Genomic DNA, 17,185 nt, shown 5'->3' with positions numbered 1-17,185 from the left:
ATAAGGGCCGCAGCCTAATCCGCTGCGGCCCTTTTGTTTTTATACGCCCGTCTTTACCGGCTGCGCGGGATCCTCTTTCAGAACATAACTATGGCGATGGCGTGCTATCGTCCATCGCGTAAAATGTTTTCGGGATGGCGGCGGCTGCAACACGCGCGGATGAGCCGTCTGTCTGATAATATTCATTTTTTGAATATTTAAACGCCGGTGCTTCATTATCCTCTTGAGGAATTGAATGATGTCACCGCCAGAATCTCTAAGATGGTGCGGGCCGAGCCCTGTCCGTACTACAACTGTATAAACCATAGCGGAAAGAAAACATGCAATTACACGCCCAGGGGTCAACGCTCGATCTCTCCCATCCGCATGTGATGGGGATCCTTAACGTTACGCCGGATTCCTTCTCCGATGGCGGCAGCCACAATTCACTGATTGAAGCGGTTAAGCATGCCAACCTGATGATTAACGCCGGGGCGACTATTATTGATATCGGCGGTGAATCAACCCGACCTGGCGCGGCGGATGTCAGCGTCGAGGAAGAGCTGGCGCGGGTGATCCCGGTGGTTGAGGCAATTGCACAGCGTTTTGAAGTCTGGATCTCGGTTGATACCTCGAAAGCCGAGGTCATCCGCGAATCCGCGCGCGCTGGCGCACATATCATTAACGATATCCGTTCATTAACCGAGCCTGGCGCCCTGCAGGCCGCCGCGCAAACCGGGCTACCGGTGTGCCTGATGCATATGCAGGGGCAGCCGAAAACGATGCAGGAAGCGCCGAAGTACGAAGATGTTTTTGCCGATGTTGACCGTTTTTTTGCTGAACACATTGTGCGCTGCGAACAGGCGGGGATCGCAAAAGAAAAATTGTTGCTCGACCCGGGATTCGGATTCGGTAAAAATCTTTCCCATAACTATGAACTGCTTGCCCGACTAGGGGAGTTCCATCATTTTGGGCTTCCGCTGCTGGTGGGGATGTCGCGTAAGTCGATGGTGGGTCAGCTGTTGAACGTAGGGCCGTCGGAACGGCTGAGCGGCAGCTTGTCCTGCGCAGTCATTGCTGCAATGCAGGGCGCGCAGATAATTCGCGTCCATGATGTCAAAGAAACGGTAGAAGCGCTGCGCGTGGTGGAAGCCACCCTGGCCGCTAAGGAAAATAAACGTTATGAGTAACCGCAAATATTTTGGCACCGATGGTATTCGTGGCCGCGTTGGCGACGCACCTATTACACCTGAGTTCGTGCTGAAGCTGGGTTGGGCGGCAGGCAAAGTGCTGGCACGCCATGGTTCACGTAAAATCATTATCGGCAAAGACACGCGAATTTCTGGCTATATGCTGGAATCCGCGCTGGAAGCTGGCCTGGCGGCTGCGGGTTTGTCCGCCTCGTTTACCGGCCCTATGCCGACGCCGGCTATCGCCTATCTGACCCGCGCCTTCCGCGCTGAAGCGGGAATCGTCATCTCTGCCTCTCATAACCCTTTCTACGACAACGGTATTAAATTCTTTTCCATCGAAGGCACTAAGCTTCCGGATGACGTCGAAGAAGCGATTGAAGCAGAAATGGAAAAAGAGCTGACCTGCGTTGATTCCGCTGAGCTTGGGAAAGCCAGCCGTATCGTCGATGCCGCCGGCCGCTATATTGAGTTTTGCAAAGGCACCTTCCCGAATGAGCTGAGCCTCGGCTCGCTGAAGGTGGTGGTGGATTGCGCCCACGGCGCGACTTACCACATTGCGCCGAATGTATTCCGCGAATTGGGCGCGCAGGTTATCGCGATGGGCTGTGAACCTGATGGGCTGAACATTAACGAAGAGGTTGGCGCAACCGATGTACGCGCGCTGCAGGCTCGCGTACTGGCGGAAAAAGCCGATCTGGGTATTGCCTATGACGGCGATGGCGATCGCGTCATCATGGTTGACCATGAAGGTAATAAAGTCGATGGCGATCAGATCCTCTATATTATCGCCCGTGAAGGCCTACGTCAGGGCCAGCTGCGCGGTGGCGCAGTCGGCACGCTGATGAGCAACATGGGTCTTGAGCTGGCGCTTAAGCAGCTTGGCATTCCGTTTACCCGCGCGAAAGTGGGTGACCGTTACGTGCTGGAAAAACTGCAGGAAAAAGGCTGGCGCATTGGCGCGGAAAACTCCGGCCACGTGATCCTGCTGGACAAAACCACCACCGGCGATGGCATTGTCGCCAGCCTGCAGGTGGTGGCGGCGATGGTGCGCAATCATATGAGCCTGCACGATCTGTGCAGCGGAATGAAAATGTTCCCGCAGATTCTGGTCAATGTGCGCTTTACCGAAGGCAGCGGCAATCCGCTGGAGCATGAAAGCGTGAAAGCGGTGACTGCCGAAGTAGAAGCTGCGCTGGGGAACCGTGGACGCGTGCTGCTGCGTAAATCCGGTACTGAACCGCTGATCCGCGTGATGGTTGAAGGCGAGCATGAAGCGCAGGTGAAGGAATTTGCCCACCGTATCGCCGATGCGGTCAAAAGCGTATAACTATCGCAGCTAAGTGATTAAAAAGGCGGCTCTTGCTGCCTTTTTAAGCATATAAAAACGCTTTTTGCTGTTTTTTTCCGCAGTTGATACAATACGCCAAAATTGCCCTTGCGAAGGTTATTCGCTTTGGTTAGTATTCACACCCGCTTCAGTGGGAAATATTAAAACGTCCCGCTTTATTGGTGAAGCACTTGGTATGCGGCGAATCCGCAAGGAACAGGTTGATTATGTACGAAGCTCTTTTAGTAATTTTCCTTATTGTAGCGATTGCCCTTGTTGGCCTGATCATGCTGCAGCAAGGTAAAGGCGCTGACATGGGAGCCTCCTTCGGAGCAGGCGCTTCTGGCACGTTGTTTGGTTCTAGCGGTTCTGGTAACTTCATGACCCGTATGACCGGCATTCTGGCCGCGCTGTTCTTCATCATCAGTCTGGCGCTGGGTAATATCAACAGCAACAAGACCAATAAAGGAAGCGAGTGGGATAACCTGAGTGCGCCGAAATCTGAGCAGACTCAGCCAACTGCACCGGCTCAGCCGGCCAGCGATATCCCGCACTAAGTATTCTGTACCGAGGTGGTGGAATTGGTAGACACGCTACCTTGAGGTGGTAGTGCCCTAACGGGCTTGTGGGTTCGAGTCCCATCCTCGGTACCAATATTCCAGAAAAAAGACGCTGAAAAGCGTCTTTTTTTGTTTTTGTCCTTCTTGTTGGCTGTTTATTTATAAACAACACTCCGCTGGTTTTGAACCCCGTGAAATCGCTAAAGTCGCCCTCATCAATTTTGACGAGGTTCAGTGACGCCATGCGTACTTTAAAAGTAGTTATCATTGCCGGTATGTTGGGCCTGGCCGGATGCAGCAGCCATTCGTCGCCAGAAACAGTAGACACGTTGAATACCCTACAGGTGCCGGTTATTAATAATTCCGCGCCCGCGCCGGAATCATCAACGGTCGTTAACTGTTTTAAGGATAACAGTCTACTCATCAGCAAGTTAAGCCAGTCGCTTAAAAGCAACTATTTACAGGATGTGGATAAACGGGATGTCTTTGATAAGGATAGCGAGGCGTTTCAAGTCTACGGTGCGTTAACCAAACTTGAGCAAATGGCGTCGATGAACGATGTCTACCGTAAAGAGAACAATATGGCAGGCTTGCAGGAAATTAATAAGCTGCTGAAAACCATCCCATCAGTCGCATAATAAGGAGGGATTGCCGGTAGGCAATCCCTTTTGTCGAACTTAGAAACGGAAATTGAAACCTGCATAGGCGCCATCCGCCAGGACGTTATCGCGGTGGTCATGTTTCCCCGCCATATCAATGTAGCGATAGCCCGCTTCGATGCTCATGGATTTGATGATATTCACGCGTAAGCCGGCATTGGCTTCGAGATATTCATCAACGCCGCTGGACATGGAATCCGGGGAATAATAAGTCTCACCGAACAAGGTAAAGAAATCGCCAAGCGGTAGCTGAGCGCCGCCGCCGAGGGCAATCGCATAGCCTTCATCGCCATCGTTCGGATTCAGGTATACCGCTTTACCGCCGGCCGTCAGCAGGAACGGACCCAGATCGAAGTTATAACCCATACCTAATCCCACCGTATCGCCATCGTTATCGCTATGCGCCCAGTTACCGTTAAAGGTCATTCCGGGAGACTGCGGATTAAAGCTGGCTGATAAGTTGGTGAATTCTGAACCGGCTTCACCGTGAAGACTAACGGAAGCGAAGGCGGCGCTGCTGGCGCTCAGGGCGGCGATAAGCAGGATGGATTTCAGTCTGAACATGCTCATTATTCGTATTCCTTCGGGTAAAAAAATGCCCGATACGAGCGTTCGGGCAAAAATTAACGGGTTTCTGGTTTAATAGTTATGTGCAGAATAAAAGCATTTATCGCCCACCGTTACCGTTTATATGTTTAATTTTAAACAATGGTGGGGCGATAAGTGGCAGGGTCGATAGGGGATTAAAACTTCTCAGGCAGGGAGGTGATACTCTGTAAATAACCACCGCGGGCAAACTCGATATAGCCACCCTTTTTCAACGCTGATAACACATTCAGAATGCTGCTGCGCGACAGGTGTGTGCGGTCCTGAATATATTCCAGCATGGATACCCGCAATCGGGTTTCTTCCGGAAGGAGTAACATTTCCATTAAATGATTACGAATGACCGAATAAGTCCGCTGTTGTAATACTAAATCGTCGCGATACACCAAATAAGAGGTGTGGTAAGCCAGCAGCCGGGTGACCTCTTCCCACATGTTATGCTCACTGATGAGTTGCATGGCTTTGTCGCTGTCAATCCGCAGGATCTCCGTGTCGACTTCCGCGCGAAGGCCGTGGCTACGGCTGGGCTGCAGCATCTCGGCTACGCCAAACAGGTGCGGTTCATAGACGGTGACCATGAGTAATCTGTCCGATGAGCGAAAAATAGATAACTCACCTTTCTTAAACAGATAGAGCTGGATTTTGCCTTTATATTCCCAGCTAAGCCTTTTCCTTGCGACCATATTTATTGGCGTGGCATACGGTTCCAGCAGCGCCATCAGACGATTGATCGCCTCTTGCGGCCGAACGGGAGGTTTAATATTCATTGCGATCCTCTCGGTATAAGAGTACAGGTATTCGATAAATTATAGATGGTGATTATTAAAAATAGTGATGCCATAAACTATAACGATAAAGTAGGGTTGTCATTTAGGATTTATTGCGGAAATAAAAAAGCCGGCGGGTTAGCGCCGGCTGGAGAGTTTGGCTTCGCGGTTTATTTATCGCGATTTTCCAGGTTTTCAACTTGTGGCAGACCGGTGGCGGAAGATGCGCTGAGCAGCCCGGATTGGGCATAGCCGAAGAGCTTCTCACGGGTATCGGTAATGTCCAGGTTGCGCATGGTCAACTGGCCGATACGATCTTCAGCGGTAAACATAGAATCGCCTTTTTCCATGGTCAGACGCTCTGCTTTATAGGTCAGATTGTCTGAAACGGTATTCAGGATTGAGTAGTCGTTGCCGCGACGCAGTTCCAGCGTCACTTCGCCGGTGATCTGGCTGGCAACCCAACGCTGCAGCGAATCGCGCAGCATCAGCGCCTGGGAATCGAACCAGCGACCCTGATAGAGCAGGCGACCCAACTGGCGGCCATGAGCATGATATTGCTCAATGGTATCTTCGTTATGGATACCGGTCAGCAGGCGCTCGTAGGCGATATGCAGCAGTGCCATCCCCGGAGCTTCATAGATGCCGCGGCTTTTCGCTTCAATGATGCGGTTTTCAATCTGATCGCTCATGCCCAGACCGTGGCGACCACCGATGCGGTTAGCTTCCAGCATCAGTTCGACGTCATCGCTGAACGTTTTGCCATTCAACGCAACCGGGTGGCCCTGTTCAAAACGCACGGTCACTTCTTCAGCGGCGATTTTTACGCTTTCATCCCAGAACTTCACGCCCATAATCGGGTTGACGATTTTCACGCTGGAATTAAGGAATTCGAGATCTTTCGCTTCGTGCGTCGCGCCCAGCATGTTGGAGTCGGTGGAGTAGGCTTTTTCGACAGACATTTTGTAGTCGAAGCCGCAGGCTATCATAAACTCGGACATTTCATGACGGCCGCCCAGTTCATCAATGAAGTCGCTATCCAGCCACGGTTTGTAAATCTGCAGTTCCGCATTGGTCAGCAGGCCGTAGCGATAAAAACGCTCGATATCGTTGCCTTTATAAGTGCTACCGTCGCCCCAGATGTTGACGCCGTCTTCTTTCATCGCGGCAACCAGCATGGTGCCGGTTACGGCGCGGCCCAGCGGCGTGGTGTTGAAATAGGTTAAGCCGCCGGTGGTGTTATGGAATGCGCCGCACTGAATCGCCGCGATGCCTTCCGCCACCAGTTGTTTGCGGCAATCAATCAGACGAGCGCCTTCAGCGCCATACTCTTTTGCACGACGCGGAATGGCCTCGTAGTCGTCTTCGTCAGGCTGGCCCAGGTTCGCGGTATATGCATAAGGAACCGCGCCTTTTTTACGCATCCACAGCAGGGCGGCGCTGGTATCCAGTCCACCAGAGAAAGCAATACCAATACGTTGACCAACCGGGAGATGCTTAAGAATCGTCGTCATAAAATAAAACCCTGCTAGATAGACTGTGGTGAGTTCGACTCAACAACAAATTTGCATTTTTATGCACTAATTGTGAGTTTTCATTTAATCATCTTTTGCTGGCGACAGGAAGAGCCTGATGGTGATTTTGCTAAAAAAGCCTGAAATGCCAGCATAAACGGCAAGCGAGTGGTGTAAAATGGATGTTGACAAAATATATGATTTATCGATACAATTCACCACGATTTTATGTCCCGTCCTCGGTACCAAATCCCAGCAGTATTTGCGTCTTTTACTCAGAAAGAGTAAAATATGCCACGTTTCAGGCGCGGGGTGGAGCAGCCTGGTAGCTCGTCGGGCTCATAACCCGAAGGTCGTCGGTTCAAATCCGGCCCCCGCAACCACTTTCCCATTAAGTACTTTTTCAAATATACTGTGAGGACTAGGTCCTTCGTAGCCGGATTTGAAAGAATTCTTCTGGAAGGTGTTCCAGATCGCAATTGCGGTCTCAGGGTTCAGTTATCTAAAGCCCCGATTTATCGGGGTTTTTTGTTATCTGACTTCAGAATAACTGGGCTATACGCCCTTTTTTTATGTCTTGGGGGTGGGTTTGTCCACATTAGAGCAAAAATTAACAGAGATGCTCACTGCGCCAGTTGAAGCGCTTGGCTTTGAGCTGGTCGGCATCGAATTTATTCGCGGTCGCACATCCACACTGCGCATCTATATTGATAGTGAAGATGGCATCAATGTTGATGATTGTGCTGATGTGAGCCACCAGGTCAGTGCTGTCATGGATGTCGAAGATCCAATCACCGTCGCTTACAACCTGGAAGTCTCTTCGCCTGGTCTCGACCGTCCGATGTTTACTGCTGAACACTATCAACGTTTCACCGGTGAAGAAGTTTCGCTGGTGCTACGTATGGCGGTACAGAACCGTCGTAAATGGCAGGGCATTATCAAAGCGGTAGACGGTGAGATGATCACGGTAACCGTCGAAGGCAAAGATGAAGTGTTCGCGCTGAGTAACATCCAGAAGGCGAACCTGGTTCCCCACTTTTAACAGTCTGGATTGAGGTGAAAGGCCCCGATGAACAAAGAAATTTTGGCTGTTGTTGAAGCCGTTTCCAACGAAAAAGCGCTGCCGCGCGAGAAGATTTTCGAAGCGTTGGAAAGCGCTCTGGCAACGGCGACCAAGAAAAAATACGAACAAGAGATCGACGTTCGCGTAGAAATCGACCGTAAAAGCGGTGATTTCGACACCTTCCGTCGCTGGCTGGTGGTTGAAGAGGTGACTCAACCGACTCGCGAGATCACGCTGGAAGCGGCGCGTTACGAAGATGAAAGCATGAACGTCGGCGACTACGTTGAAGATCAGATTGAATCTGTCACCTTCGACCGTATCACCACGCAGACCGCTAAACAGGTTATCGTACAGAAAGTACGTGAAGCTGAGCGCGCGATGGTTGTCGATCAGTTCCGCGAGCACGAAGGTGAGATCATCACCGGCGTGGTGAAAAAAGTAAACCGCGACAACATCACTCTGGATCTGGGCAGCAACGCTGAAGCCGTGATCCTGCGTGAAGATATGCTGCCGCGTGAAAACTTCCGTCCGGGCGACCGTATTCGCGGTGTGCTGTACGCCGTTCGTCCGGAAGCGCGCGGCGCGCAGCTGTTCGTGACTCGCTCCAAACCGGAGATGCTGGTCGAACTGTTCCGCATTGAAGTGCCGGAAATTGGCGAAGAAGTGCTGGAAATCAAAGCCGCAGCCCGCGATCCGGGTTCTCGTGCGAAAATCGCCGTGAAAACCAATGACAAGCGTATCGACCCGGTTGGCGCTTGCGTAGGTATGCGCGGCGCGCGCGTTCAGGCGGTTTCTACCGAGCTTGGCGGCGAGCGCATCGATATCGTCCTGTGGGATGATAACCCGGCGCAGTTCGTGATTAACGCTATGGCGCCGGCTGACGTTGCGTCCATCGTGGTGGATGAAGATAAACACACCATGGACATCGCGGTAGAAGCAGGCAACCTGGCGCAGGCGATCGGCCGTAACGGTCAGAACGTCCGCCTGGCATCGCAGCTCAGCGGCTGGGAACTCAACGTCATGACCGTTGATGACCTGCAGGCTAAGCACCAGGCTGAAGCCCATGCCGCTATCGATACCTTCACCAAATATCTCGATATTGATGAAGATTTCGCAACCGTACTGGTTGAAGAGGGCTTCTCCTCGCTGGAAGAACTGGCCTATGTGCCGATGAAAGAACTGCTGGAAATCGACGGCCTTGATGAAGCGACCGTTGAAGCACTTCGTGAGCGTGCGAAAAACGCACTGACTACACTGGCGCTGGCTCAGGAAGAAAGCCTGGGAGACAACAAACCTGCCGACGATTTACTGAATCTGGAAGGTTTGGACCGTGCTCTGGCGTTTAAGCTGGCTGCCCGTGGTGTTTGTACGCTGGAAGATCTCGCCGAACAGGGCGTTGATGACCTGGCTGATATCGAAGGTATGACCGACGAGAAAGCTGGTGAACTCATCATGGCTGCTCGCAACATTTGTTGGTTCGGCGACGAAGCGTAATAAACTGTAGCAGGAAGGAACAGCATGACAGATGTGACTATTAAAGCGCTGGCCTCAGAAATTCAGACCTCTGTGGATCGCCTGATACAGCAATTTGCTGATGCAGGTATTCGCAAATCGGCTGATGATTCTGTGACCGCGCAAGAGAAGCAAACCTTGTTAACGCACCTGAACCGTGAACACGGCTCGGCGCCTGACAAGCTGACGTTGCAGCGTAAAACGCGCAGCACGTTGAATATTCCAGGTACCGGTGGAAAGAGTAAATCGGTACAAATCGAAGTCCGCAAGAAACGCACCTTTGTGAAACGCGATCCGCAAGAGGCTGAACGCCTGGCCGCGGAAGAGCAGGCGCAGCGTGAAGCGGAAGAGCAGGCCCGTCGTGAAGCTGAAGAAGCAGCTAAACGCGAGGCGCAATTAAAAGCTGAACGTGAGGCCGCAGAACAAGCTAAACGTGAAGTCGCTGAAAAAGCGAAACGTGAAGCCGCGGAAAAAGACAAAGTGAGCAATCAACATACCGACGAAATGACCAAGACCGCCCAGGCTGAAAAGACCCGCCGTGAGAACGAAGCAGCGGAGCTGAAGCGCAAATCGGAAGAAGAAGCACGCCGCAAACTTGAAGAAGAAGCGCGCCGTGTAGCGGAAGAAGCACGCCGTATGGCTGAAGAAAATGAAAAAAACTGGAGTGAAACTCCGGAAACCCCAGAAGAAACGACCGACTATCACGTAACCACGTCTCAGCATGCGCGTCAGGCTGAAGATGATAACGATCGTGAAGTTGAAGGCGGTCGCGGCCGTGGCCGTAACAGCAAAGCTGCTCGCCCGGCGAAGAAAGGCAACAAACACGCTGAATCGAAAGCTGACCGTGAAGAAGCCCGTGCGGCCGTTCGCGGCGGTAAAGGCGGCAAACATCGCAAAGGTTCTTCTCTGCAGCAGGGCTTCCAGAAGCCGGCTCAGGCCGTTAACCGTGATGTTGTGATCGGCGAAACCATTACCGTTGGCGAGCTGGCCAACAAAATGGCGGTCAAAGGTTCTCAGGTCATCAAAGCGATGATGAAACTGGGCGCGATGGCGACCATCAACCAGGTCATCGACCAGGAAACCGCTCAGCTGGTTGCCGAAGAGATGGGCCACAAAGTTATCCTGCGTCGTGAAAACGAGCTGGAAGAAGCAGTAATGAGCGACCGTGACACCGGCGCTGCGGCTGAACCGCGCGCACCGGTAGTGACCATCATGGGTCACGTTGACCACGGTAAAACCTCTCTGCTGGACTACATTCGTTCTACTAAGGTTGCCTCCGGCGAAGCGGGTGGTATTACCCAGCACATCGGTGCGTACCACGTAGAAACCGACAACGGCATGATCACCTTCCTGGACACCCCGGGCCACGCCGCGTTTACCTCCATGCGTGCTCGTGGCGCGCAGGCGACGGATATCGTGGTTCTGGTCGTGGCGGCAGACGACGGCGTGATGCCGCAGACTGTGGAAGCTATCCAGCACGCCAAAGCGGCGCAGGTGCCGGTAGTAGTTGCAGTGAACAAGATCGATAAGCCGGAAGCGGATATGGATCGCGTGAAGAACGAACTCTCCCAGTACGGCGTTATGCCGGAAGAGTGGGGCGGCGAAGCGCAGTTCATCCCAGTATCAGCGAAAGTCGGTACCGGTATCGACGACCTGCTGAACGCTATCCTGCTGCAGGCTGAAGTTCTCGAGCTGAAAGCGGTACGTAACGGTATGGCGAGCGGCGCGGTCATCGAATCCTTCCTGGACAAAGGTCGTGGCCCGGTGGCTACCGTTCTGGTTCGCGAAGGTACTCTGCACAAGGGTGATATCGTACTGTGTGGCTTTGAATATGGCCGCGTACGTGCGATGCGTGACGAGCTGGGTCGCGAAGTGCTGGAAGCGGGTCCGTCCATTCCGGTGGAAATCCTCGGTCTGTCCGGCGTTCCGGCGGCGGGTGATGAAGTTACCGTCGTTCGTGACGAGAAAAAAGCGCGTGAAGTTGCGCTGTATCGTCAGGGCAAATTCCGTGAAGTTAAACTGGCTCGCCAGCAGAAATCTAAACTGGAAAACATGTTCGCTAACATGACCGAAGGCGAAGTTCACGAAGTGAACATCGTACTGAAGGCGGACGTGCAGGGTTCTGTCGAAGCGATTTCCGATTCCTTACTGAAACTGTCTACCGACGAAGTGAAAGTGAAGATCATCGGTTCCGGCGTAGGTGGTATCACCGAAACCGACGCGACCCTGGCTGCAGCTTCCAACGCGATTCTGGTTGGCTTCAACGTTCGTGCCGATGCTTCCGCACGTAAAGTTATCGAGTCAGAAAGCCTGGATCTGCGTTACTACTCCGTCATCTATAACCTGATCGACGAAGTGAAAGCGGCGATGAGCGGCATGCTGTCTCCGGAACTGAAACAGCAGATCATTGGTCTGGCTGAAGTGCGTGATGTCTTCAAATCGCCGAAATTCGGCGCCATCGCGGGCTGTATGGTTACCGAAGGTACGATTAAGCGTCACAACCCAATCCGCGTCCTGCGCGACAACGTGGTTATCTATGAAGGCGAGCTGGAATCCCTGCGCCGCTTCAAAGATGACGTTAACGAAGTCCGTAACGGCATGGAATGTGGTATCGGCGTGAAGAACTACAACGACGTTCGCGTTGGCGATATGATCGAAGTGTTCGAAATCATCGAAATCCAGCGTAGCATCGATTAATCGTCAGATAGCTAAGCGTAAGCCGGGTAAGCGAAGCGCCACCCGGCAATAATTTTAAAAAGGGGCTTTTGGCCCCTTTTTTGTCTTTATTCTGGAGAATTTATTATGGCGAAAGAATTTGGTCGCCCGCAGCGCGTGGCCCAGGAGATGCAAAAAGAAATTGCCATCATCCTGCAGCGTGAAATCAAAGACCCGCGTCTGGGCATGATGACTACCGTTTCCGGCGTAGAAATGTCCCGTGACCTGGCCTATGCCAAAGTGTATGTCACCTTCCTCAACGACAAAGATGAAGCCGCGGTGAAAGCGGGCATCAAAGCGCTGCAGGAAGCGTCTGGTTTTATCCGCTCTCTGCTGGGCAAAGCGATGCGCCTGCGCATCGTGCCGGAACTGACTTTCTTCTACGACAACTCGCTGGTAGAAGGGATGCGCATGTCCAATCTGGTTACCAGCGTGGTGAAACACGACGATGAGCGTCGTGTGAACCCGGACGACAGCAAGGAGGACTAATGAGTCGTCCTCGTCGTCGCGGCCGCGACGTGCACGGCGTATTGCTGCTGGATAAGCCTCAGGGCGCCTCCAGCAACGATGTGCTGCAGAAAGTAAAACGCATTTATAACGCCAACCGCGCTGGGCATACCGGCGCGCTGGATCCACTGGCGACCGGTATGCTGCCGGTGTGTCTAGGCGAAGCGACTAAGTTTTCCCAGTATCTGCTGGACTCTGATAAGCGTTATCGCGTGATCGCCAAACTTGGTCAGCGTACGGATACCTCCGACGCCGATGGCCAGGTGGTAGAAGAACGCCCGCTCACCTTTAGCGAAGAACAGCTGGCGGCGGCGCTGGATAGCTTCCGCGGCGAAACGCAGCAGGTGCCGTCGATGTACTCGGCGCTGAAATATCAGGGTAAAAAGCTGTATGAATACGCTCGTCAGGGCATTGAGGTTCCGCGTGAAGCCCGGCCGATTACGGTCTATGAGCTGCTGTTTATTCGCCATGAAGGAGATGAACTGGAGCTTGAGATCCACTGTTCGAAAGGCACCTACATCCGTACGATTATCGATGATTTGGGCGAGAAGCTTGGCTGCGGCGCGCACGTGATTTTCCTGCGTCGCCTGGCGGTGAGCAAATATCCGGTCGAGCGGATGGTGACTCTTGAGCAACTGCAGGCGCTGGTCGAACAGGCGGCGGCGCAGGATATTCCAGCCGCTCAACTGCTTGACCCGCTGTTGATGCCGATGGACAGCCCGGCGTCGGATTATCCGCTGGTTCATATTCCAGAAACTTCCGCGGTCTACTTTAAGAACGGTAATCCGGTTCGTCAGTCAGGCGCGCCGCTTAACGGGCTGGTGCGGGTGATGGAAAGCGAGTCCGGCAAGTTCCTCGGCATGGGCGAAATCGACGATGAAGGCCGCGTCGCGCCTCGTCGTTTGGTGGTGGAATACCCGCAGTGAGCGCTTTTGTTGCGATAAAAGCCTGCTACGAGTAGAATATCGCCGCTTAACGTCCGCTAAAGTGTTTTAACATTTTCGGGCGTTGCATCAGGGGTTGCTGAATTAGAGATCGGCACCCTTTCTTTACTTATAATTTTGGAGTTTGAAAATGTCTCTAAGCGTTGAAGCTAAAGCACAAATCGTTTCTGAGTTCGGTCGTGGCGCAAACGACAGCGGTTCTACTGAAGTTCAGGTTGCACTGCTGACTGCACAGATCAACCACCTGCAGGGTCACTTTGCAGAGCACAAAAAAGATCACCACAGCCGTCGTGGTCTGCTGCGCATGGTTTCTCAGCGTCGTAAACTGCTCGACTACCTGAAACGTAAAGATGTTGCACGTTACTCTTCGCTGATCGAGCGTCTGGGTCTGCGTCGCTAATTCTGCGAGTTTCAGAAAAAGGGGCCTCACGGCCCCTTTTTTCGACCAGGCGGCAGCAATTCATTAAAAACTCATGTATTGTTGCTATTAATGATCTTCATGCAGAGGTTCGCGCGGCTAATGAGAGGCTTCATCCGCAGGGGCGGGTAAAGGTTGTCATTAGTCGCGAGGATGCAGAGGATCGGGTCATCAGACGCGATATCGTGGATATGGCGTCATTTTTAGATAAAAGGATAGAATTTTGCTTAATCCGATCGTTCGTAAATTCCAGTACGGCCAACACACCGTAACCCTGGAGACCGGCATGATGGCGCGCCAGGCAACGGCCGCTGTGATGGTTAGCATGGATGACACCGCGGTATTCGTTACCGTTGTGGGTCAGAAAAAAGCGAAACCGGGCCAGGACTTCTTCCCGCTGACTGTTAACTACCAGGAGCGTACCTACGCTGCCGGTAAAATCCCGGGTGGCTTCTTCCGTCGTGAAGGCCGTCCAAGCGAAGGCGAAACCCTGATCGCGCGTCTGATTGACCGCCCGGTTCGTCCGCTGTTCCCGGAAGGCTTCGTTAACGAAGTTCAGGTTATTGCCACCGTCGTTTCCGTTAACCCGCAGGTTAACCCGGATATCGTCGCGATGATCGGCGCTTCCGCAGCGCTGTCGCTGTCCGGTATTCCGTTCAATGGCCCAATCGGCGCCGCTCGCGTGGGTTACATCAACGACCAGTACGTACTGAACCCAACCCAGGAAGAGCTGAAGTCCAGCAAACTGGATCTGGTGGTTGCCGGTACCGAAGCGGCCGTACTGATGGTTGAATCCGAAGCTGAACTGCTGAGCGAAGACCAGATGCTGGGCGCGGTGGTCTTTGGCCACGAGCAGCAGCAGGTTGTTATTCAGAACATCAACGACCTGGTGAAAGAAGCCGGTAAACCGCGTTGGGACTGGCAGCCGGAAGTGGTTGACGCCGCCCTGAACGCGCGCGTTGCTGCACTGGCTGAATCCCGCCTGAGCGATGCTTACCGTATCACCGACAAACAAGAGCGTTACGCTCAGGTTGACGTGATCAAATCTGAAACCATCGCGACGCTGGTTGCCGAAGACGAAACCCTGGACGCCAACGAACTGGGTGAAATCCTGCACGCTATCGAGAAAAACGTCGTTCGTAGCCGCGTACTGGCAGGCGAGCCGCGTATCGATGGCCGCGAAAAAGACATGATCCGTGGTCTGGACGTTCGTACCGGCGTACTGCCGCGTACCCACGGTTCCGCACTGTTTACCCGTGGCGAAACTCAGGCGCTGGTTACCGCGACTCTGGGTACCGCACGCGACGCGCAGAACATCGACGAACTGATGGGCGAGCGCACGGACTCCTTCCTGTTCCACTATAACTTCCCTCCGTACTCCGTAGGCGAAACTGGTATGGTTGGTTCTCCGAAGCGTCGTGAAATCGGTCACGGTCGTCTGGCTAAGCGCGGCGTTCTGGCCGTGATGCCGACAATCGACGAATTCCCGTACACCGTTCGCGTGGTATCTGAGATCACCGAATCCAACGGTTCTTCTTCCATGGCTTCCGTCTGTGGCGCATCTCTGGCGCTGATGGACGCTGGCGTGCCGGTAAAAGCCGCCGTTGCGGGTATCGCAATGGGTCTGGTGAAAGAAGGCGATAACTTCGTCGTACTGTCCGACATTCTGGGTGACGAAGACCACCTTGGCGATATGGACTTCAAAGTTGCGGGTTCTCGCGACGGTATCTCTGCGCTGCAGATGGATATCAAAATTGAAGGTATCACCAAAGAAATCATGCAGGTTGCTCTGAACCAGGCTAAAGGTGCGCGTCTGCACATCCTGGGCGTGATGGAACAGGCGATTAACGCGCCGCGCGGCGACATCTCCGAATTCGCACCGCGTATCCACACCATCAAGATCAACCCAGACAAGATCAAAGACGTTATCGGTAAAGGCGGTTCTGTTATCCGTGCCCTGACCGAAGAAACCGGCACCACCATCGAAATCGAAGATGACGGTACCGTGAAGATCGCAGCGACCGACGGCGACAAAGCGCAGCACGCTATCCGTCGTATCGAAGAGATCACCGCTGAGATCGAAGTTGGCCGTATCTACAATGGTAAAGTGACCCGTATCGTTGACTTTGGCGCATTCGTTGCCATCGGCGGCGGTAAAGAAGGTCTGGTCCACATCTCTCAGATCGCTGACAAGCGTGTTGAGAAAGTGACTGATTACCTGCAGATGGGTCAGGAAGTACCGGTTAAGGTTCTGGAAGTTGACCGTCAGGGCCGCGTACGTCTGAGCATTAAAGAAGCAACTGAGCAGACTCAGCCAGCTAACGCGCCGGAAGCTCCGGCTGCAGAGCAGGGCGAGTAAGGTTGCCGATTGCCCTCCGCTTCGGCGGAGGGTCTATTCCGGGCAGGATGCCTTTTTGCAGCCGGGGAACTGGACGTTCATCCAATCGTTGTCTTCGGGAGTGGGAAATGAAGCCTTTTCTGCGCTGGTGTTTCGTGGCGACAGCTCTCACGCTGGCAGGATGCAGCAACTCTGCCTGGCGTAAGGACGCCGTCCTCGCGGTACCATTGCAACCGACTTTGCAGCAAGAAGTGATTCTGGCGCGCATGGAACAAATTCTTGCCAGTCGGGCTTTAACCGATGACGAACGCGCACAGCTTTTATATGAGCGCGGAGTGTTGTATGATAGTCTCGGTCTGAGGGCATTAGCGCGAAATGATTTTTCACAAGCGCTGGCAATCCGACCCGATATGCCTGAAGTATTCAATTACTTAGGCATTTATTTAACGCAGGCAGGCAATTTTGATGCTGCCTATGAAGCGTTTGATTCTGTACTTGAGCTTGATCCAACTTACAACTACGCGCACTTAAACCGCGGCATCGCTCTGTATTACGGTGGCCGTGCTAAGTTAGCGCAAGATGATCTGCTGGCGTTTTATCAAGACGATCCCAATGATCCTTTCCGCAGTCTGTGGTTATACCTCGCCGAGCGTAAGCTTGATGAGAAGCAGGCGCTTGAAGCACTGAAACAGCGCTTCAACAAGTCGGATAAAGAGCAATGGGGATGGAACATTGTCGAGTTCTACCTTGGCGACATTAGCGAAAAAGAGCTGATGACCCGTCTGAAGGCAGACGCAACGGATAACACCTCGCTCGCTGAGCATCTCAGTGAAACCAACTTCTATTTAGGTAAGTACTACCTAAGTCTGGGGGACAAGGACAGCGCTACGGCACTGTTCAAACTGGCGGTCGCTAACAACGTTCATAACTACGTTGAGCACCGATACGCATTGTTGGAATTATCGCTCTTGGGCCAGGAGCAAGATGACCTGGCAGAATCGGACCAGCAATAGCTGACGAACACACATCAGCCCATTTTTTGATTGCCATCACCTTCGCGGGTGAGGGCGTTGTTGTTCGTTA

General features: G+C 53.1%; 15 protein-coding genes and 2 tRNA genes. 14 read left to right on the top strand and 3 right to left on the bottom strand.

Annotation, left to right across the window (positions count from 1 at the left end):
• The first annotated feature begins 320 nt into the window (after positions 1–320).
• From folP to PGR79_RS07855, 5 genes are all read left to right on the top strand, one after another.
• Positions 321–1,169 (top strand): dihydropteroate synthase, encoded by an 849-nt coding sequence (folP, locus tag PGR79_RS07875; protein ID WP_063414636.1) that lies wholly within the window; start codon positions 321–323, stop codon positions 1,167–1,169.
• Positions 1,162–2,499, top strand: a complete 1,338-nt coding sequence (gene glmM / locus PGR79_RS07870; RefSeq protein WP_032712585.1) for a phosphoglucosamine mutase — start codon at positions 1,162–1,164, stop codon at positions 2,497–2,499. The genes folP and glmM overlap by 8 nt, the downstream gene beginning before the upstream one ends.
• A gap of 227 nt (positions 2,500–2,726) precedes the next feature.
• The gene (secG, locus tag PGR79_RS07865; protein WP_015369517.1) at positions 2,727–3,056 is read left to right on the top strand and encodes a preprotein translocase subunit SecG; all 330 of its coding nucleotides are present in this window, start codon (positions 2,727–2,729) and stop codon (positions 3,054–3,056) included.
• Between the two features lie 9 nt (positions 3,057–3,065).
• Positions 3,066–3,152, top strand: a tRNA-Leu gene (locus PGR79_RS07860).
• Between the two features lie 149 nt (positions 3,153–3,301).
• The gene (locus tag PGR79_RS07855) at positions 3,302–3,697 is read left to right on the top strand and encodes a hypothetical protein (RefSeq protein ID WP_113373136.1); all 396 of its coding nucleotides are present in this window, start codon (positions 3,302–3,304) and stop codon (positions 3,695–3,697) included.
• A 39-nt stretch (positions 3,698–3,736) separates the two neighbouring features.
• On the opposite strand, the gene PGR79_RS07850 is transcribed toward PGR79_RS07855, so the two are convergent.
• From PGR79_RS07850 to argG, 3 genes are all read right to left on the bottom strand, one after another.
• On the bottom strand, positions 3,737–4,288 hold the full coding sequence (locus PGR79_RS07850; protein WP_430921412.1) for a YfaZ family outer membrane protein: 552 nt from the start codon (positions 4,286–4,288) through the stop codon (positions 3,737–3,739).
• A 173-nt stretch (positions 4,289–4,461) separates the two neighbouring features.
• On the bottom strand, positions 4,462–5,091 hold the full coding sequence (locus tag PGR79_RS07845; RefSeq protein ID WP_087859924.1) for a winged helix-turn-helix transcriptional regulator: 630 nt from the start codon (positions 5,089–5,091) through the stop codon (positions 4,462–4,464).
• Between the two features lie 170 nt (positions 5,092–5,261).
• A complete protein-coding gene (argG, locus tag PGR79_RS07840; protein WP_015369521.1) occupies positions 5,262–6,605 on the bottom strand; it encodes an argininosuccinate synthase in 1,344 nt (447 codons plus the stop codon).
• Positions 6,606–6,911: 306 nt separating this feature from the next.
• Between argG and PGR79_RS07835 the strand changes: the two genes are divergently transcribed.
• The 9 genes from PGR79_RS07835 (at position 6,912) to nlpI (ending at position 17,115) form a co-directional block, all read left to right on the top strand.
• Positions 6,912–6,988 (top strand) — tRNA-Met (locus tag PGR79_RS07835).
• 206 nt (positions 6,989–7,194) lie between these two features.
• Complete coding sequence (gene rimP / locus PGR79_RS07830) at positions 7,195–7,647, top strand: ribosome maturation factor RimP (RefSeq protein WP_015703598.1); 453 nt, start codon at positions 7,195–7,197, stop codon at positions 7,645–7,647.
• A 27-nt stretch (positions 7,648–7,674) separates the two neighbouring features.
• On the top strand, positions 7,675–9,162 hold the full coding sequence (gene nusA, locus PGR79_RS07825; RefSeq protein ID WP_015369524.1) for a transcription termination factor NusA: 1,488 nt from the start codon (positions 7,675–7,677) through the stop codon (positions 9,160–9,162).
• Positions 9,163–9,186: 24 nt separating this feature from the next.
• A complete protein-coding gene (gene infB, locus PGR79_RS07820; protein WP_015369525.1) occupies positions 9,187–11,877 on the top strand; it encodes a translation initiation factor IF-2 in 2,691 nt (896 codons plus the stop codon).
• Between the two features lie 105 nt (positions 11,878–11,982).
• The gene (gene rbfA, locus PGR79_RS07815) at positions 11,983–12,384 is read left to right on the top strand and encodes a 30S ribosome-binding factor RbfA (RefSeq protein WP_002918248.1); all 402 of its coding nucleotides are present in this window, start codon (positions 11,983–11,985) and stop codon (positions 12,382–12,384) included.
• Positions 12,384–13,328, top strand: a complete 945-nt coding sequence (truB, locus tag PGR79_RS07810; RefSeq protein WP_045394942.1) for a tRNA pseudouridine(55) synthase TruB — start codon at positions 12,384–12,386, stop codon at positions 13,326–13,328. The genes rbfA and truB overlap by 1 nt, the downstream gene beginning before the upstream one ends.
• Before the next feature lie 148 nt (positions 13,329–13,476).
• Positions 13,477–13,746: a 30S ribosomal protein S15 gene (gene rpsO, locus PGR79_RS07805; protein ID WP_015369527.1), complete on the top strand. Its 270-nt coding sequence runs from the start codon at positions 13,477–13,479 to the stop codon at positions 13,744–13,746.
• Between the two features lie 241 nt (positions 13,747–13,987).
• Positions 13,988–16,123 carry a polyribonucleotide nucleotidyltransferase gene (gene pnp, locus PGR79_RS07800; RefSeq protein ID WP_045377942.1) on the top strand — a complete coding sequence of 712 codons (2,136 nt, stop codon included), beginning with the start codon at positions 13,988–13,990 and terminating at the stop codon, positions 16,121–16,123.
• A 107-nt stretch (positions 16,124–16,230) separates the two neighbouring features.
• Positions 16,231–17,115, top strand: a complete 885-nt coding sequence (nlpI, locus tag PGR79_RS07795; protein WP_020077841.1) for a lipoprotein NlpI — start codon at positions 16,231–16,233, stop codon at positions 17,113–17,115.
• The last annotated feature ends 70 nt before the right edge of the window (positions 17,116–17,185 follow it).

Source organism: Klebsiella sp. 141161, assembly GCF_050600815.1.
Lineage (GTDB): Bacteria > Pseudomonadota > Gammaproteobacteria > Enterobacterales > Enterobacteriaceae > Klebsiella > Klebsiella aerogenes.
Note: the sequence above shows the minus strand (reverse complement) of the source record. Positions and strands in the feature narration are given on the sequence as shown.